Below are 18,201 nucleotides of genomic sequence, written 5' to 3' on the forward strand. Positions count from 1 at the left end.
TATATATATATACAAAAAATAAAATATTTATATAAGTCATATTAATAATTAAAATTACTTCGTCAACTTTTTAGTGTAGGTGTAAGAATGCAAGAATCTATCAACCTTATCCAAGCACATGCTACTAAACTAAGAAAACTGGAAGAAAATGAAAAATCTCTTTTTGAACAATTAAACAACCTCGACGCTGAGACTATAAGCAAGCTAATCGATATTTTTGAAATTCAATACTTTCAGCCAGTTAATCTCCTGCGCTTTGAAATATTGCAACATATAAAAGATAAAAAGGTAGTGACACCTAAATTAGTCGAAGAGATTAAGGATAAGATAGTAGCAAAAGATAAAGTTTATTTTTCAAAATATGGTGATGAATTAGTAGATGGGTTGTTGAATTATCCTGAGAAAAAGAAGACACCCTTTGTGAACTGGAAAAAATATTTCAGTGTATGCTTCCCCTTCTTTTATCTTCCAAAGGATAAAATAGAAGTTGATAGTGCTCTTGCGAAAATTGCAAATAATCTAATTAAGACTTTAGAGTTAAAGCAATACAAAACTCATATAATAGGATTTGAAGGAGCCCAAAATTATGGTGCTTCATTTTGCTGGATTGCTCTATTTCCAAATAAAAGAGTATCTCATAGAAAAGCCTACCAGTTGTTTTTACGTATAAATAGTCTGACAATGGAAGCTGGCATTGTTCCTGGTTGGGATATAAATGATCCATCCTCGAATAGTGTTGATGAGTTTAATAACGTAGAAGAGGTTCTTGAAAAACTTCGAAATTCAAGAGAAATTACTCAAAGTAAAAATGATTCACTTATTGATTATTGGAAATTTGCGCCTGGAGAAAATGGCAATCATTGGGATGATTTTTACAATGAAGGTATAATGGCCATGGGTTGGGATAATTTAGATAACTTCAATAATTATACAACCGAAGAACTTGCTGATGTCTTGAATGTTACTAACTCCTCCACTTCTAATTACATTTCGAATATTGAAAATTTTAGAGATGCCAGTATTGGCGATGTAGTTATCGCAAATAAGGGAAGAAGTAAGTGCTTGGGGATTGGTGTAATTGAAGGAGAATATATCTTTGACGGCAAGAGAACCGAATTTAAGCATGTTAGAAAGATAAAGTGGCTTATAAACGAACTTATTGACTTTGAAAAGCCTATTTTTAGACCAGATACTTTTTCACCAACTCTAAAATGGGAATATATTAAAGAAAAATACATCACTGCTAAGAGTTCGTATGAAAGATTATTCTCCAATCTTGAGGCTGAGAAAGTTGTTTTGCCTCCTGCAAAAGTGCTGCCAAATGATTCTGGAGCACAAAACTATTGGTGGTTGAATGCAAATCCAAAGATATGGAGAGTTGACAGTTTTGAGTTAGGCGATATTCAGTCATACACATCCCATAATGCTAAAGGAAATAAAAGACGCGTATACAAGTATTTTGAAAAAGTAAAGCCCGGAGATCTGGTAATTGGCTACGAAAGTACTCCTGTTAAACAAATAAAAGGAATATTTGAAATCACAGAAGAATTACACTATGATGATTCTGAAGGAGAGACCATTAGTTTTGAAATAAAGGAGCTGATTAAGAGCACTATTACATGGGATGACCTGAAAGAAACTAAAGGTTTAGAAAACTGTGAAGTATTCGTCAACAATCAGGGCAGTTTATTCAAATTGACTTCTGAAGAGTTCGAAATAATAAGAGATCTTATTGACGAACGGAATATAATTGATGAAAAGGAAAAAGCAGAGCTGAACATCAAAGAATACTCCTTTTTTTCAGATAAAGATAAACCCTTTATTGAGGAATCTGAGCTAATCGATATAATAGATTCTCTCGAAGCCAAAAAGAACGTTGTATTACAAGGTCCTCCAGGCGTAGGAAAAACGTTTGTTGCGAAAAAAATAGCTTATGAAATGATGAAGAAGAACGACGATACAAAGATAGAAATGGTCCAGTTCCATCAATCTTATTCATATGAAGATTTTATCCAGGGCATTAGGCCATCTGATGAATCATTTAAGGTGAAAAGCGGCATTTTTTATAATTTCTGCAGAAACGCGGAATCAGATCCTGAAAATAAATACTTTTTCATAATTGACGAGATCAACAGAGGCAATCTCAGCAAAATTTTTGGAGAGCTGATGATGTTGATAGAAACTGATAAACGGGGAAAATACAAAGTGCATCTTACTTATTCTGAAAAAGATGATTCTCCCTTCTCTGTTCCGGCAAATCTCTATTTGATTGGTACGATGAACACTGCTGATCGTTCATTGGCTATAGTCGATTATGCTTTGAGAAGAAGGTTCAGGTTCATCCCATTAAAACCAAAGTTCAATGGAAAATTTGTTGAACTATTAAGTTCACAGGGTTTTTCAAATGATTTTATACATGGTATAATCGCCAAAATCAGTTCATTGAACGACAAAATAGAGTCAGATAAGAACCTTGGTAAAGGTTTCCAGATCGGTCATAGCTTTTTCTGTGCAAACAAGAAAAGTAAACCTGAAAAAGAATGGTTTGAGGATATTGTAAAATATGAAATTGCACCTCTTTTAGAGGAGTATTGGTTTGATGACATAGAAAAATCTCAAACTGAAGTAAAACTGCTATTATCTGAGTAAATCCATGTCAATTCCAATTCAAAATATATACTATCTTTTGTGCTATGCTTGGAACAAGCTTGATGAAAGCGATATTGTAGATGTCAGAGCTATTAGTATTACTGAGTTTGTTGATCTATTTGCAAAAATATTAGCAAATAGTACCTCCAGATTGTTAAAACAAGGTTTGGATCGCTATTATGTTGAACATGAATACGTTGTTAATGGAATTAAGGGAAAACTAGACCTTACTGCTTCTGTAAAAAGGAATCTTCTTCTTTCAAATAGAACTGCTTGCCTTTACGATGAATTTGATTATGATATTTTACATAATCAAATTTTGAAAACAACAATTTTCAAACTTATTAGGACGAATGGCCTTAATTCTGAGTTAAGAGATGAACTACACCGAATCTTAATAAAACTCCCCCCTATTTCTGAAATTTCTGTTCGACAATCTAATTTTAAACAAATTAGGTTACACAGGAATAATTACAATTATGATTTCCCATTAAAAGTATGCCAAATAATCAATGAAAATCTCTTTATTGATGAATCTTCAGGACAATACAAGTTCAAGGATTTCTTACGTGAAGAAAAAGCAATGGCAAGATTATTTGAGGCATTTGTTAGAAACTTCTATAAAATTGAGCAGTCAGAATTTAAAGTGGGAAGAGAAGATATAAATTGGAAGTTTGAAGCTAACAATGAAATGTCTATGTCGATGTTGCCTATCATGTCCACTGATATTTCTCTGCAATCGCCCACAAGGAAAATAATAATCGATACTAAATTCTACAAAGAAGCCTTTAAGGCAAGATTTGACAAGGATAAAATAAATTCCAACAATCTATACCAATTATTTTCTTATTTAATAAATCAGGAATCAGAAATGGACGCCAAAACCCACAGCTGTGAAGGAATCTTATTATACCCTGCTGTTGAAAAAGGTTTTGATTACTGTTATAAATTTAAAAATCATAAAGTTCGGGTAATGTCACTAAACCTTAATCAAGAGTGGTATGATATCAGAAAGGATTTGCTGCAAATATTAACATGAGAAAAAACAAATAAATTTATACATAAAATACACTTCTGTTTTTTATGAAAACTTCTTTTGGATTGGATTTGGCTGGATATTCTACAGGAAAATCTGGATTTGCCCGTGCAGATTTAGATGAAGATTCAATAGAAATCACTGTATATCAAAACCATGTCTTTTCAAAGAAACATTGTGCAAGTATGCCAATTTCAGAAATCATAGGACAAGAAGTGGATATCTTCAAAGCTTGTTGTAGAAATTCGTTTTTGTTTGTTGATGTCCCTATTGATTTGCAAAATTTACCTTTCATAAAGAATGCTGTGTATTCGTGGCAACTTTCAAAGAGACCTGTAGATTATGCTTTTAATGCCTTGCCTCCTTTTGCAGATCGTATTGGAGCAACAGTTGTTAGATTCTCTAACATAAATTCCATTATTAATGACGATATTGGAAACCAATGTGGAACCAGAATATTTGAGACATATCCTGCCGCTTCCTTGAAGCAAATAGGACTTAATAATTCAAATTATAAAAACTCGATAATCTCTTTTGAAGATAATGAATGGAAAGGAGACATAAAACTAGCAGCAATTGCTCAAGGTTTAGGTTTTGTATCAAATAAACAAATTTCACTTAATGATGATGAAATAGATGCTTCAATCTGTGCATTGACAGGTGTTCTAAGTAGTATTAATCTACTCAAAGACAATGAACTAGGAATAAAGATTAAAACTGAAATCGAGACGAAGATTGGAAGTAATCCTTTTGAAAATACCAATTTTGAACCTCCTAAGGGTTATGTCTTAATAAAAAGTCTACCTGAAGTTGAAATTACTTTGAAAAAGAAAGTGTGCACTTCGCACAAAAATATGCTTCAAGAAATACTAAGGTAACTCTCAAAGTTAAATACCGTCTACATAAAGAGGTTTTAGATATGGGTAAGTACAGCAAGTTAGGCGACTATCTAAAAAGCAACAGTTCAAACAAGTTGACTTTAAGATTCACAGATGTCGAGAGCATTCTGGGCTTCTCTCTCCCTAAATCAGCAAGGGAATATCAAGCATGGTGGGCAAATAATGGCGATTCACATACACATGCAGTAGATGGTTGGTTAGCCATGGGATGGCGAACAGAGGTTGATTTAAGTAACCAAGTAGTTGTTTTAGCTCGAAGAGAGCATCTTGAAAAAACACAATCAAATGAAGTTAATACATCATCTGGAACAGCAGATAATGCTTCAGAATTTGAAGAAAAAGCCCGCACCTTCATGTCAAAATACTATTCAACACCCTTATATGCTGGCAAGCATCCGACTGTTCTTAAAATCTTCGATATGACATCTGACAACTATGAGATTGTGGGAGATGCCAAATATTATACAATGGTGCGTGGAGAGTCCTTGCCACCAGCAAAGTTCGCGATCATCGCAGAACACGTATGGCTTTTAGAGAAAACAGGAGCCAAGCACAAGTTCCTGATATTTGGCAACGATAAGCGTGTTCCACAAGAATGGCTGAAGAGGTATGGTGAGCTTGTGGATGGAGTTGACTTCTTTTTCTATGAGATTGGTGAGGATAAGATTGAACGCCTGAATACACCTGCAAACAAAGATTATTTTTGAAGCCCTCCAAATAAAAAGACCATCTTTAAATAATTCAAGAGATTATTAGTTGACAACTATGAAACTCGAAGAGAGACTGGAGCTTTTAAAAGAGGAACTGCAAAAAGAGGAATTCTTGAAGTCAAAGGGCCTTGGTAATGAGGTTCCCTTCTGGATATTTGACTATCCTCCTGAAAAAGAATTACTCGTCCGAGATGCTATCACTAAGATAATACCGGCTTTAGAAAAAAGATCAATTCAAGTTCTGGAGATCGATCTTTATGAGGTATGCCTTGAGATAATAGAAAAGAAAATATCTGCAGAAAAGATCAGTGCTTTTGAAGAGAGCAAAGGCTCAGACGAGTTGCTTAAAAAGCTGAAGCTTATGTTAAAGTCAGACATTTTGAAAAACGCCATCCAGCAAAAAATGAACGAGAATGGTGGTTTCCAGCTGATCTTTTTAACCGGGGTTGGTAAAGCATGGCCAATGGTTCGCTCTCACAGTATTCTAAATAACTTGCAGCCTCTTCTTGGCAATATACCTCTTGTTACGTTCTATCCCGGCAGGTACAGTGGTTTTGATCTGAGTCTCTTCGGGAAATTCAGAGATGCAAACTACTATCGTGCTTTCAGGTTAATCAATACGGATAATGCTTCTCAAAGTTAAGGGTTTGAGCAAATGACGAATGAAATAAAAATTAAGGACCTCTTTCTGAAGGACATAAAAAGGGAGATCAATGGGGTCATCAAGGTCGATCAGGAAGACGAAGAGAACGTATATACTGAACTTGATGAGTATGTGGTCACCAGAGAAACACTAAAACATCTGGACCTTTTCTTTGAAAGATATTCTAACGCCCTGGAAAACCCTACTGATAAGGTAGGTGTCTGGGTATCTGGCTTCTTTGGTTCGGGTAAGTCTCATTTCATCAAGATGTTATCCTATCTCTTGGCGAACAGGGTCGTGAGGGGGAAATCGGCACTCGAGTTCTTCAGGGAAAAAATAGATGACACACAGTTATTTGCTACAATTGAGAAAGCTGTCAATTTTGGGACGAGGGATGTCATTCTTTTTAACATCGACTCAAAATCGAATACCTTAAACCGCAGTGATGAACTCATAGTGAATATCCTGATGAGGGTTTTCAATGAGAATAGGGGGTTTTTCGGGGATGTTCTCTGGCTTGCTGAGATGGAAGAAGATCTGGTTAACAAAGGCCTTTATGAGAAATTCAAGGAAGAGTTCAGGCGCATCAATGGGGATTCCTGGGAAGAGAAAAGGAATACTTATGCTTTTGAGCAGGATAATATTATTGATGCTCTTGCAAACTGTGAGTACCAGAGCAGGGAGTCTCTTGCAAGGCTGTTCGAAACCGACGGAAGCAGCTATCACTTCAGCGTTGAGAAGTTTTCCGAAAAAGTGAAGAAGTACTGTGATTCAAAGGGTAAAGATCACCAGGTAATATTCCTTATTGATGAGGTCGGTCAGTATATTGGTGAGAATAGCGATCTGATGCTCAACCTCCAGACGGTTGTTGAGGAACTGGGGACAAAGCTTGCAGGCAAGGCTTGGGTCGTTGTTACATCACAGGCAGATATTGACACGGTCACGAAAGACCAGGTCAAAGGATACGACTTCTCCAAGATTCAGGGGCGTTTCGATACGCGTTTGAGCCTTTCCAGCGCCAATGTCGATGAGGTTATCAAGAAAAGGATACTGGCAAAGAAACAAGTGTATGTGGAGTCACTGACGTCGTACTATTCAGACAAAAAGACGATACTGAAAAACCTGTTGACCTTCTCTCCGGGGGGTGCTGAGATGAAGTTGTACAAAGGTGATGAGGATTTCGTTAATGTGTATCCCTTTGTGCCTTACCAGTTCTTTGTGCTGCAGAAGGTATTTGATAAGATAAGGCAGACTGGTTTTACAGGGAAGCACCTTGCAAAGGGTGAGCGTTCCATGCTCAGTGCTTTTAAGGAGGCGACCGAGAAGTATGCCGAAGACGAGCTTGGTGTGCTTGTGCCGTTCTCTACGTTCTATAACACAATAGAGAGCTTCCTTGACCCTATTATTACTCGCACCATTGAGCAGGCAAAGGATAACGGTCTTCTTGAGGATGAGGATTGTGAGGTACTAAAGATACTTTTCATGATTCGGCATGTGAGTGTGCTGCAACCAAGCCTGGATAACCTTGTGGTGCTTTCCATATCCAATGTCGATGAAGATAAGAGAAAGCTGAAAGAAAGGGTTGCTGCTTCACTGCAGCGTCTTGAGGCACAGACACTTATCCAGAAGTCAGGGGACAAGTACTATTTCCTGACCAATGAGGAACAGGAGATCAACCGCGAGATAAAGAGCATCATGATCGAGAAGCACAGGATACTCGATGAGATGTTCTCTTATATCTTTGATGAGGTTTGTCCCGCTAAGTACAAAGATTATAAGTTCCACAAATCCATTGACGATAAGAACAAGCCTACTGCAGGCGCGGATCTGACCATCAAGTTCCTGACGCCTCTGTCTGATGATATTGTCAGAGGAAGCGGGCAGAGGTCACTGAATGGGGAGAACCTGAGCAATGTGGATTCAACCGATACCCTCCTTTTCGTTTTCCCGCAGGATGCTGAGTTTGTTGAGCATATACGCAATTACCTGAGGATAAACAAATATCTGACACAGAACACTTCCAACACGAATATTGGAGAGGTCAAGGAGATCCTCAGCGCTAAAAGGACCGATGAGGAAAGGTACAGGGAAGCTGCAAAGAAGTCTATGGAAGAGGGAGTTTCCGAAGCCAGAGTATTCGTTGACGGAAAAGAAGTCACAAGCATCGAAAAGAAGAATCCGAAGGAAAGGATCAAGGATGGTCTGGACCTCCTTTTTGAGAATGTCTATAAGAAAGCCGGCTATGTGACCATGGATTTTGCCAGTGACAGCGATATCCTGAGGATACTCAAGGCAGATGACCTTGAGAGGTTTGGTGCTGGGGCATCACAGACCAACCAGCTTGCACTTAGAGAAATAATGGACTATCTGAACATAAAGCACCAGAAGAATGATGTTGTAGTGCTCCAGGAGATCAAGGACAGGTTCAGACGTAAACCATATGGCTGGAACGAAATGACGATATCCGGTCTAGTAGCTACGCTCTTTGCAAAGGATGAGATCAAGCTCAGATACCAGAAAACATACCTGATCCTTAAGAAAGAGAATGCTGAAGAAATTGTAAGGTATCTGACAAGGAAAGATTCCGCAGAGAAGCTTATGCTTGAGATCAGGGAAAAGACCAATATTGAAGTCATCAAAGGTGTCAGGTCTGTGCTGAGGGATTTGTTCGAGAAGACGAATATCCCCGAGAAGGAGAATGAGCTCTTCGAATTCACGCATGATCTGTTTACCAAGGAGCATAATAATCTTGAGCAGATAGAGGGCAGGTATAAAGAGGAGCCGAGGTTCCCTGGCAGGCCGAAGGTAAAAGAGTATGCATCTTTCCTGAACGATGTTCTTAATATAACCGATCCATCAGCCCTCCTACAGAAAGTTGCTGCTGAAAAGAATGAGTTGATACGATTGCGTGATGAGGTAGAGCCTGTAATCTCATTCTTTGGCAGCAATAAGGTGGAGATATTCAGAAGAGTGCTTAGGAAAGTTGATGTCTTCAAGAGGGACCTGCAATTTATGGATGAAGGAACAAAATTCAAGGTGCAGGAAATTGAAGTTATTCTTGAGTCACATGAGCCTTATTCTGAGATTAAATCACTACCACCTTTAGAAAGTAACATAGAAATTTCTCTTTCAGAAAGTCTCTCTAACCTTAAGGAAGATACTTTCAGACAAATAGTGAATATAACTGCAGAACTGGAAAAGGAGATGGAGGCACATCCTGAGCTTGAACAGAATTTCATGGATTTAGTACTCCAACCTTTCTACAATCTTAAGACACGTGTTTCGGAAGCCAATGATTGTGTGTTTGTACAGGCTCAGTCCACAACTCTAGACAAGCTTCAAACTGAAGCCTATAGCAAAATCAATCATCAGTTGAACACCATCAGAAAACGAACAGTTGGCGGTGGCGATGAAATTATTCATGGAAGGGGTATGGAGTCCATAAAAGTACCTTCTATATTCAAATGCGAAGAAAAAATTACTTCTAAAGAAGAGCTTGACACATACCTCAAAGAACTGCGTGCATCGCTGCTTAAGTTACTTGAAGAAAACGATATCAGGTTGTTCTGAACATGGATAAGGCAAAAGTCATCAAATTCTCGGATACGGTGCGTGAAAAACTCCTGCACGAAGTGAAAGAGAGGGCTGCATTCTACGGCATCCGTCCGAAAGACTTGCTCCCTGTCGATTCGGAGCACTCGGATTCCATTGTCATTGGTGGCAAGGTCTTCAACAGGAAGATCAAAGACCAGCGTGAGCATCTGGTCAGAGAGGTTAAACTCAAGGGCTATGAGCGGGTAATGGATGAAGTCACATATACTTGGTTCAACCGTTTTGTTGCCCTGAAGTTCATGGAAGTTAACGATTATATTCAGGTTAAGGTGTTCACTTCAGATAATGCTGAGAGGACAGAGCCTGGCATCATCACACATGCCTTAGAGCTGGACTTCCTGGATCTCGACTCTAACCAAGTGCTTGACATGAAGGCTGAGAGTAAGGATGAGGAGCTGTACAAGTTCCTGATACTGAGGTTGTGCAATTACCTGAACAGGACTATGCCTTTCATGTTCGAGAAGATCGAGGACTATACTGAGCTCCTGTTCCCTGAGAATTTGCTGCATATCGATTCCATTGTGAAGGATATCAATGAGATTATCCCCGAGGACGACTGGAGGGAAGTTGAGATCATCGGGTGGATATATCAGGATTATATTGCTCCCAAGAAGGATAAGGTATTCAAGGACCTGCAGAAGAATATCAAGATCAGCAAGGAGAATATTCCTGCAGCGACCCAGTTGTTCACACCTCACTGGATCGTCCGCTACCTTGTGGAGAACTCACTAGGTCGCTTGTGGATGCTGAACCGACCCGGTTCCAAGCTGTATGAGCGGATGGACTATTACATCAGGCCAGAACAATCCGAAACGGATTTCCTGAAGGTCAGCTCCCCGGAGGACATCCGGGTGTGCGATCCTGCCTGCGGCTCAGGACATATGCTGGTCTATGCCTTTGACCTGCTGTATGCTATCTACGAGGAGGAGGGTTATGACCATGCAGAGATTCCGGAGATGATACTGACCCGCAATCTTTATGGTGTAGAGATAGACGAGCGTGCAGGAGAGCTGGCGGCCTTTGCGCTTGCCATGAAGGCCAGGAGAAAGAACCGCAAGTTCTTCCAGAATCCTGTCCATCCTAATATATGCGTGCTCAAGAGCGTATCCTTTGAGGAGGGCGAACTCAATGCTTACACGAGTGCTGTGGGGCGTGAACTGTTCACCAACGACATCCGGGCTACACTGCTCCAGTTCAACGAGGCTGATAATTTTGGTTCTCTTATCCGCCCGAAGGCTGAGGATGTTTCAGGGATCCTGAAGCTACTGAAATCGAAGAACCTCTCTGAAAATCTAACCCTTCTAAGTACACACCAGAAGGTTTTGCAGGCGCTGAAGCAGGCAGATTGTCTTAGCCCGAAGTACCATGTTGTGGTTGCCAATCCACCGTATATGGGTGGCAAGGGGATGAATGCGAGACTGAAGGACTTTGCACAGGATAATTATCCCAACAGCAAATCCGATTTCTTTGCTATGTTCATCGAACGCAACCTTTACCTTGCAATGAAGAAGGGCATGGTGGCGATGATAACTATGCAGAGCTGGATGTTCCTTTCATCATTTGAGAAACTCCGGGGGAGTATTCTGGATGAGCGTACCATACTGTCTCTGGCACATCTTGGGCCACGGGCCTTTGACAGCATTGGCGGCGAGGTTGTTTCTACTACAGCTTTTGTTATTGAGAATGCTCAGCGTCCTGAGTATAAGGGAGCATATATCCGGCTTGTTGATGGCAACTGTGAAGCTGAGAAGGATGCATGGCTACGTGAGGCGGTCATGCAGGTGAGAATTGTTGCTCAACAAATGGAGGCTCAATGAACACTCCCATTTCCCAGCTCATCACAATGCCTGAGGGGAAGACGCTGGAGTTCAAGCGTGATATCTCCTCGCCAAAGAACATTATCAAGACGCTTGTGGCGTTTGCCAACACTGCCGGAGGGCGTTTGGTGATTGGGGTGGAGGACGACACCAGAGAGGTGCGGGGTGTGGTGAATCCCCTTGATGAGGAGGAGCGACTGTGCGATCTTATTGCTGATGGTATAGCGCCACGCCTGGTGCCTAATGTGGAACTGATGTCCATTGAGGATAAGACCCTGCTAAGCGTGGAAGTGTATCCGAGCGGGCAGCGTCCTCATTGGGTGAAGAAGGAAGGACATGATGAGGGTGTTTATGTACGGCTGGGTTCCACTAACAGGAAAGCTGACCGGGAGCTTATTGCAGAGCTGAAGCGTACCTCAGCAGGTACTTCTTTTGATGAATTGCCTTTGCCTGATCTTAGTGTGGAAGCACTGGATATAGTAGCAGCAAAGGAGTTGTTTAAGGGGAAGCGTGAGTTGGGTGAGCGAGAGATAGTATCTTTGAAAATGCTCGCAGAGGAACAGGGACACCTGGTTCCAACTATTGGTGGAGTGTTGCTTTTTGGGAAGGAGCGTGAAGAACGCTTTCCCGATGTATGGATACAGTGCGGCCGTTTTGAGGGCACTACAAAAAGCGTGATCTTTGATCATATCGAGATACATGAACATTTGCCAATAGCTGTTGAACATGTCATAGATTTTATTAAGAAACATTCCATGCGAGGTGCGGATCTCTCACAGATCAAGCGGCGGGATGTGTGGAGCATTCCTCTTGACATTGTGCGTGAAGCTGTTATTAATGCGATAGTGCATTCTGATTATTCTCAGATAGGTGCTCCGTTGAGGGTTGCCATCTATGATGACAGAGTGGAAATAGAGAATCCTGGTATCCTTGTGCCAGGCATGACCGTTGAGGATGTCAAGCAAGGTGTGTCCAAGATACGCAACCGTGTTATTGCCCGTGTTTTCAGAGAACTGGGCCTTGTGGAACAATGGGGCAGTGGTGTTCCCCGTATCTTTGAAGAGGCAGAGTCTTTGCAATTGCCAGAACCTAAGATCGAAGAAATAGGAATGAGAGTTCGCTTTACTATCTACCTGAAGGAGTCAGCGATCAGGTCCCTATCTAAGGGACCAAGTGGGAATCAAGTAGGGACTAAGTCGGGACCAAGTAGGGACCAAGTAGGGACCAAGTTTGGATTAACTACAGAGCAGATCAAGGTCTTGCATGCCTGCGTTGAAGATTCCGGGATACTGGAACTGATGAGCGTTACCGAGCGCAGTAACAGGACCAAGTTCAGGAATAATGTCCTGATCCCATTATTGTCGAATGGTTTCATTGAAATGACCATCCCCGAAAAACCCACAAGCAGCAAGCAGAAATACCGCCTGACGCCCAATGGCCGTGCATTCTTAACCAGGGAAAAGAAGGTGAAGAAAGAATGACTTCCCGGCACCAGGTTAGTGAACTTGATTCCATTAATGGGACGAACTCACGGCCCAAGTCACAGCCTAAGTCACGGCCCGAGTCGGGACCAAGCTGGGACCATGTAGGGACTAAGTCAGGACCAAGTGGGGACCAAGTAATATCCAAATCACCGACTCAGTTAGCGACCCAGTTGCATAAGATTTCCTCTTCGAACTATTATATCAGACTTGTTACCGATCAAGTAGTCAATCAAGTAGGCGAACAAGTAACCGCTACAAACCACAAAGAGCACAGAGGACACGGAGATCTTGCGGCTGAAATTAAATCTACAGCTAAAGTAGCGGCTAGAGTTACAGCGAAAGTCACTACTTATCTAGGAGCCAGCAAAACATGACCAATAACACTCCATCAACCACCCCTGTCCCAAATTTCTACCGCGCCTCTGCGGCTGATTTCAAGAAGATTCCCGGAAGTCCGATTGCATACTGGCTAAGCGATAGATTCCGAATGTTGTTTTATAATTCAGATATATTTGAGTCACATTTTGATATTAAGGCTGGAATGTGTACAGGTAAAAATGAAGTTTTTATCCTTTCGTGGTTCGAAATTAGTTTTGACTTGATACGAAATAACGATGCTGAAACTTACGTATATACTCCTCACAATAAAGGCGGAGAGTTTAGAAAATGGATGGGAAATTGGGATTCAGTCCTTAAATATTCTCGAAAGCATTTAAAGGATATGGAAAAAAATCCAGGTTTCAGGCATGATGGAAGGGATTACTATTTCAGAGCACACATAGGATGGTCGAAAGTAACATCCTCTAAGTCTAGTTTTCGCTATTATCCAGAAGGTTTTTCGTTTGATTCAGCTGGCCTTGCTCTCTTCTCCAATAGTGAGGAACGTCTGTTAGAAGCAATGGGGTTTCTAAATTCTAAAGTAGCTGCAAATCTCATTCAAGTTTTGAATCCAACTCTTAATGTAACTCCACAAATAGTTAAGAAAATGCCATTAACTAGTGTTAATTTCGGTAATATTTATGGCGCATTATGCCAGCACTCAAAGTCAGATTGGAACTCTTACGAAACATCATGGGATTTCACCACTCTCCCCCTCCTTCAACCCGAATACCACCACCCAACCCTCCGTGAAACCTACATCAAACTCCGCGCCCACTGGAAAGAAATGACACTGGAGATGCAGCAGCTGGAGGAAGAGAACAACTGTATTTTTATCGAAGCCTATGGCTTGCAGGATGAACTTACACCTGAAGTGCCGCTTTCAGAGATCACACTGACATGCAATCCATATTATCGCTATAATGGGGACAGAAATGAGGAAGAGCTGGAAGCATTGCTGCTTACGGATACGATTAAAGAGTTCATCTCCTACGCTGCGGGATGCATGTTCGGGCGGTATTCGCTGGACAAGCCGGGGCTGGTGCTTGCAAACCAGGGTGATAAGATAGGAGATTATCTGGAACAAGTGCCGGAGCCGAGCTTCATGCCAGATGCTGACAACATCATACCCATACTTGAAGATGAGTATTTTGAAGATGATATTATCGGTAGGTTCAAGGAGTTCCTCAAGGTGACTTTTGGAGAGGACACTCTTTCGGAGAATCTGGATTTCATTGCGGAGGCTCTGGGTGGTAATGGTAAGAAGTCCTCTGAGGCTGTGATAAGGGACTATTTCCTGAAGTCGTTCTACAAGGACCATTTGAAAATGTACAAGAAGAGGCCAATCTACTGGCTGTTCAGTTCGGGGAAAGGCAGGGCTTTCAATGCGCTTGTTTACATGCACAGGTACAACAAGGAGACACTGGCTCTGATGAGGACAGATTATCTGCTGGAGCTGGAAGGAAAGCTGGATGCTAAGAGGGAGATGATCAAGTCGGATATAGGGAAGGATGCTCAGGAGAAGGCGCGGTTGGGTAAGATGATCGAGGAGCTCATGGCTTATGATGAAGTGCTGAAGAATAAGGCGGATGAGTATATTGAGATTGATCTGGATGATGGGGTTGTAGTGAATTATGCGAGATTTGAGGGGTTGGTGGAGAAGATATGATTAAAAGAATAAATAAAATAAGAAGTTTTGGAATTTACAAGGATTTAACCTTTTGTGCTCCTGAATTTAAAAAGTACAATTTAATCTACGGATGGAATTATTCTGGAAAAACTACTCTGTCTAGACTATTCAGATGCATCGAATTGCAAAAGATTCATATGGATTTTCCTGATGCAGAATTCGAACTTATAGATAATGAGAATAATAATATAAAACATAATAAATTAGATGGTTCTAGATATCAATTCCGAGTTTTCAATACAGACTTCATAAATGATAATCTTTACTGGGAAAATCAAGAAGCTAATCCTATATTTGTTTTAGGTGAAGAAAATATTGAATTGCAGCAGCAGATAGAGGTATTGGATGAAACTATTGGTGATTTAGAGGAAGATAAGACAGAGCTAGAGCAACAAAGAAATGATATAGAGACGGATTTAGAGAAAAAGTTAACCGATAAAGCTAGGGAACTAAACAGGATTAAGTCACCTTATAACAAAGCCAAATTAAAGAAAACTTTGGAATATCATCAAGCAAACCTTGATAAATACTTTTTAAGCGAAAATAATCTTAGTATATTACGAGAAACAATAAATGCTCCTTCAAAAGAGAAACTATCCATCATTCACTTAGAATTCTTAAACCAAAGTAAATTGGAGCAAATTGAGGAGATATTAGAGAAGACAGTAATATCGGAAACTATTGAGAAACTTAAAAATAATCCAGAACTCAATAACTGGGTTCAAAGAGGACTAGAGCTGCATAGAGGAAAGAAACATTGTGACTTTTGCGGTAATCAACTGACAAGTGATTTACTACATACATACGAAAAGCATTTTTCAAAAGAATATGAGAAAATATTGATGGAGTTGAATCGACAAGCTCGAGATTTAAATATTTTTAAAATATCAATACCTTTTCCTGATGACAAAAGACTCTATCCACAAGTAGAAAACGACTACAGAATATCTAAATCTAAATTCAATAAATGTATAAGTGAATACAATGAAACGATTGAAAAACTAATCAGCCTTTTAAATGAAAAAATAAAAAATCCTTTTAATAAGTATGCAGGAAAAGCTTTTCTGATGGAAATAACCGTCATTATTGATAGTCTCAATGAATACAATGAAGTTATTACTAGACACAATAAAATATGTGATAACTTTGAGAACGAACAATCAGGAGCATTCCAAAAAATAGAGCTGCATTATGCAGCTGAGTTTAACAAAGACAATAATTATATTCTCAATATCACTGAACTGAAAAAGTTGGATACAGAAATAAGTACTATAAACAAGAAGATTGCAGAATGTAAAGCGCTTGTACATCAAAAAGAATCAAAATTATCGGATGTAGGTAAAGCTGCAGATAAGATCAGTGCAGAACTACAGAGTATTTTTGGTAGAGGTCACATTAAGTTAGAAGCTGTCGAAAATAATAAGTTTAGAATATTGCGTGATGGGAGAGAAGCCAAAAACTTAAGTGAAGGAGAAAAGACGGCAATTGCATTCTCTTATTTCTTAACTCGCCTTGAAGATCAAGAAACAGACCTCTCAAAAGCCATCGTTTTTATAGATGATCCGATCTCTAGTTTAGATTCAAATCACTTGTACAATACATTTTCAATAATAAAAGCCAAATTGGAGAATTGTAATCAATTATTTGTATCTACACATAACTTTGAGTTTTTTAATTTAATGAAAGACTGGTTTTCAGATATGAAGAAGAAGAAGTGTTGCTATTATCTCATTGAAAGGACAGTGAAGGAAGCAAACGAAGTCTCAAACATAAGTGAATTGCCTTTGTTCTTACTCAACTATAAATCTGAATATCATTATCTCTTTTATAAAATTAAATCTTTTGATTCTAATCCTACTACGGACTTTGAAAATTTATATCAGTTACCAAACATAATAAGAAGATTTTTAGAGGCATTTGTTGGATTCAAGTATGCAGTTGGAGTCAAAAGAGGACTTGAGATATTAATAGCCAATGAGAGTGAAAGAATTAAAATCGATAAATTTGTTAATAATTTTTCTCATCAATCTGGTTTGTCCAGATCTTTAGTGTTAACTGACGTTAATGAATGTAAGAGTATTGTACACATCGTTTTAGAAGCAGTGAAAAATAAGGACAGCGAGCATTATACCTGTTTAGAAGAAATTTACAACACTACTATAACTGCGTTATAGTAAAATATCTGTTAAGGTTAATGATAATCATGCAAAACCCGAAAAAACCACCCTGCACATACTTAATCTTCTTGAATCATCTGGTATGTGAACATCATCCCTTATAAAAGATAAAAGAGTGGTTCAGGAGATATATTCCAGGTACTTGATAAAAGAATATTGCTTCTCATATCTCCTCAGGATTTTAATTGCGTCATCTCTGTTCTTTTTCGGGATACAGCAATCATCCCTTCCGTCGGAATTGTAGTGCTGTAAAAGGTTGATCTTGAGCAGGTCCTGCAGAGCTTTTTTTGCATTACCTTTATTATGTGTGGGAATGCCGTTCAATAGATGAAGTTGGTTTATGTGTTTAGGGCACCAGCGGCTTTGCCTGCATATATTGTACAATATGCGCAGTTCATATTCTGAATAGTCCCTTGCAAGAAAGTCTGTTCCAACCATCAGCATAAAGAAATTATCTCAACTGATATAAACGTACTGTAAAATGCATTTGACAGCTAACCACTATCTTTAAGTAAATAGTAGGTATTATTCTTCATATAGGAGGATTCAAAGTTGGCATTAGAAGATTTTCTCGGAAAAACTTCTGAAATTAAGATCATTGATTTTCTATCCGGGAACTCGGACATAGCTTATAACCAGTCGGAGATAAGCGAATGCACGGGAGTTTCCAGGCAAACTGTGAATCATAAGATTCCCATGCTCATATATAATGGGATTATCGAGATTAAAGAAAAGAAGAAAAACGTTAGTTACTATCAGCTGGCTGATAACAAAATCGTAAAAGCATTAATAGGGTCGGTGTTTGCAAACAGCTTCTTTGTTGCCGGATATGAAGATGACGAAGAAGATGTCATCGAGGACATAAGAAAGGAAACAGGTCCCATTGTTTATGAAGAGAACGCATGTTTCTCCTATGTGCCTGAAACCGGGATGTCCAGGACATTGAACTGGAAATCTTTAAAATGCGGAAGCATAACTTTTGAAGTGCGTGAGAAACATGCTATTCGATGGTCAGAAGAGCGTGGAATTAAAGCGTTAAAAGAAACGCCATACGCACGGCAGGCAATGACCGTAAACCAGCCCCTTGCTTCTGCCTGAGGGATACT

At 39.6% G+C, this 18,201-nt stretch carries 12 protein-coding genes; 11 read left to right on the forward strand and 1 reads right to left on the reverse strand.

Annotated features, from left to right (window positions below):
* The first annotated feature begins 87 nt into the window (after positions 1-87).
* The 10 genes from PV02_RS11850 to PV02_RS11895 all read left to right on the forward strand — a co-directional run bounded on the left by PV02_RS11850 (position 88) and on the right by PV02_RS11895 (position 17,092).
* On the forward strand, positions 88-2,649 hold the full coding sequence (locus tag PV02_RS11850; protein WP_256623621.1) for an AAA family ATPase: 2,562 nt from the start codon (positions 88-90) through the stop codon (positions 2,647-2,649).
* Positions 2,650-2,653: 4 nt separating this feature from the next.
* Positions 2,654-3,688: a 5-methylcytosine-specific restriction endonuclease system specificity protein McrC gene (gene mcrC / locus PV02_RS11855; RefSeq protein ID WP_256623622.1), complete on the forward strand. Its 1,035-nt coding sequence runs from the start codon at positions 2,654-2,656 to the stop codon at positions 3,686-3,688.
* A gap of 44 nt (positions 3,689-3,732) precedes the next feature.
* A complete protein-coding gene (locus PV02_RS11860) occupies positions 3,733-4,563 on the forward strand; it encodes a DUF429 domain-containing protein (RefSeq protein WP_256623623.1) in 831 nt (276 codons plus the stop codon).
* A gap of 41 nt (positions 4,564-4,604) precedes the next feature.
* Positions 4,605-5,291: a DUF7662 domain-containing protein gene (locus tag PV02_RS11865; RefSeq protein ID WP_256623624.1), complete on the forward strand. Its 687-nt coding sequence runs from the start codon at positions 4,605-4,607 to the stop codon at positions 5,289-5,291.
* A gap of 58 nt (positions 5,292-5,349) precedes the next feature.
* Complete coding sequence (locus PV02_RS11870) at positions 5,350-5,937, forward strand: DUF1788 domain-containing protein (RefSeq protein WP_256623625.1); 588 nt, start codon at positions 5,350-5,352, stop codon at positions 5,935-5,937.
* 12 nt (positions 5,938-5,949) lie between these two features.
* Positions 5,950-9,507 (forward strand): BREX system P-loop protein BrxC, encoded by a 3,558-nt coding sequence (gene brxC / locus PV02_RS11875; protein WP_256623626.1) that lies wholly within the window; start codon positions 5,950-5,952, stop codon positions 9,505-9,507.
* Positions 9,508-9,509: 2 nt separating this feature from the next.
* Positions 9,510-11,366 carry a BREX-1 system adenine-specific DNA-methyltransferase PglX gene (gene pglX, locus PV02_RS11880; protein WP_256623627.1) on the forward strand — a complete coding sequence of 619 codons (1,857 nt, stop codon included), beginning with the start codon at positions 9,510-9,512 and terminating at the stop codon, positions 11,364-11,366.
* Positions 11,363-12,847 carry an AlbA family DNA-binding domain-containing protein gene (locus PV02_RS11885; RefSeq protein ID WP_256623628.1) on the forward strand — a complete coding sequence of 495 codons (1,485 nt, stop codon included), beginning with the start codon at positions 11,363-11,365 and terminating at the stop codon, positions 12,845-12,847. The genes pglX (PV02_RS11880) and PV02_RS11885 overlap by 4 nt, the downstream gene beginning before the upstream one ends.
* Positions 12,848-13,220: 373 nt before the next feature.
* A complete protein-coding gene (gene pglX, locus PV02_RS11890; protein ID WP_256623629.1) occupies positions 13,221-14,897 on the forward strand; it encodes a BREX-1 system adenine-specific DNA-methyltransferase PglX in 1,677 nt (558 codons plus the stop codon).
* Entirely contained in the window at positions 14,894-17,092 is a 2,199-nt protein-coding gene (locus PV02_RS11895; RefSeq protein ID WP_256623630.1) for an AAA family ATPase, read from the forward strand. The genes pglX (PV02_RS11890) and PV02_RS11895 overlap by 4 nt, the downstream gene beginning before the upstream one ends.
* A gap of 123 nt (positions 17,093-17,215) precedes the next feature.
* Here the strand turns inward: PV02_RS11895 and PV02_RS11900 are convergent, their stop codons facing one another.
* Positions 17,216-17,533, reverse strand: a complete 318-nt coding sequence (locus PV02_RS11900; protein ID WP_256623631.1) for a hypothetical protein — start codon at positions 17,531-17,533, stop codon at positions 17,216-17,218.
* Between the two features lie 114 nt (positions 17,534-17,647).
* Between PV02_RS11900 and PV02_RS11905 the strand changes: the two genes are divergently transcribed.
* Positions 17,648-18,193 carry a winged helix-turn-helix domain-containing protein gene (locus tag PV02_RS11905; RefSeq protein ID WP_256623632.1) on the forward strand — a complete coding sequence of 182 codons (546 nt, stop codon included), beginning with the start codon at positions 17,648-17,650 and terminating at the stop codon, positions 18,191-18,193.
* Positions 18,194-18,201 lie beyond the last annotated feature (8 nt).

It is taken from the genome of Methanolobus chelungpuianus (genome assembly GCF_024500045.1).
Classification (GTDB): Archaea; Halobacteriota; Methanosarcinia; order Methanosarcinales; family Methanosarcinaceae; genus Methanolobus; species Methanolobus chelungpuianus.

Excerpts from the sequence above, each read along its gene's own strand:
- PV02_RS11900 (WP_256623631.1), bottom strand. The coding sequence starts at position 17,533 with ATGGTTGGAACAGACTTTCTTGCAAGGGACTATTCAGAATATGAACTG.
- PV02_RS11850 (WP_256623621.1), top strand. The coding sequence starts at position 88 with ATGCAAGAATCTATCAACCTTATCCAAGCACATGCTACTAAACTAAGA.
- pglX (WP_256623627.1), top strand. The coding sequence starts at position 9,510 with ATGGATAAGGCAAAAGTCATCAAATTCTCGGATACGGTGCGTGAAAAA.
- mcrC (WP_256623622.1), top strand. The coding sequence starts at position 2,654 with ATGTCAATTCCAATTCAAAATATATACTATCTTTTGTGCTATGCTTGG.
- PV02_RS11870 (WP_256623625.1), top strand. The coding sequence starts at position 5,350 with ATGAAACTCGAAGAGAGACTGGAGCTTTTAAAAGAGGAACTGCAAAAA.
- PV02_RS11885 (WP_256623628.1), top strand. The coding sequence starts at position 11,363 with ATGAACACTCCCATTTCCCAGCTCATCACAATGCCTGAGGGGAAGACG.
- brxC (WP_256623626.1), top strand. The coding sequence starts at position 5,950 with ATGACGAATGAAATAAAAATTAAGGACCTCTTTCTGAAGGACATAAAA.
- pglX (WP_256623629.1), top strand. The coding sequence starts at position 13,221 with ATGACCAATAACACTCCATCAACCACCCCTGTCCCAAATTTCTACCGC.
- PV02_RS11865 (WP_256623624.1), top strand. The coding sequence starts at position 4,605 with ATGGGTAAGTACAGCAAGTTAGGCGACTATCTAAAAAGCAACAGTTCA.
- PV02_RS11860 (WP_256623623.1), top strand. The coding sequence starts at position 3,733 with ATGAAAACTTCTTTTGGATTGGATTTGGCTGGATATTCTACAGGAAAA.
- PV02_RS11895 (WP_256623630.1), top strand. The coding sequence starts at position 14,894 with ATGATTAAAAGAATAAATAAAATAAGAAGTTTTGGAATTTACAAGGAT.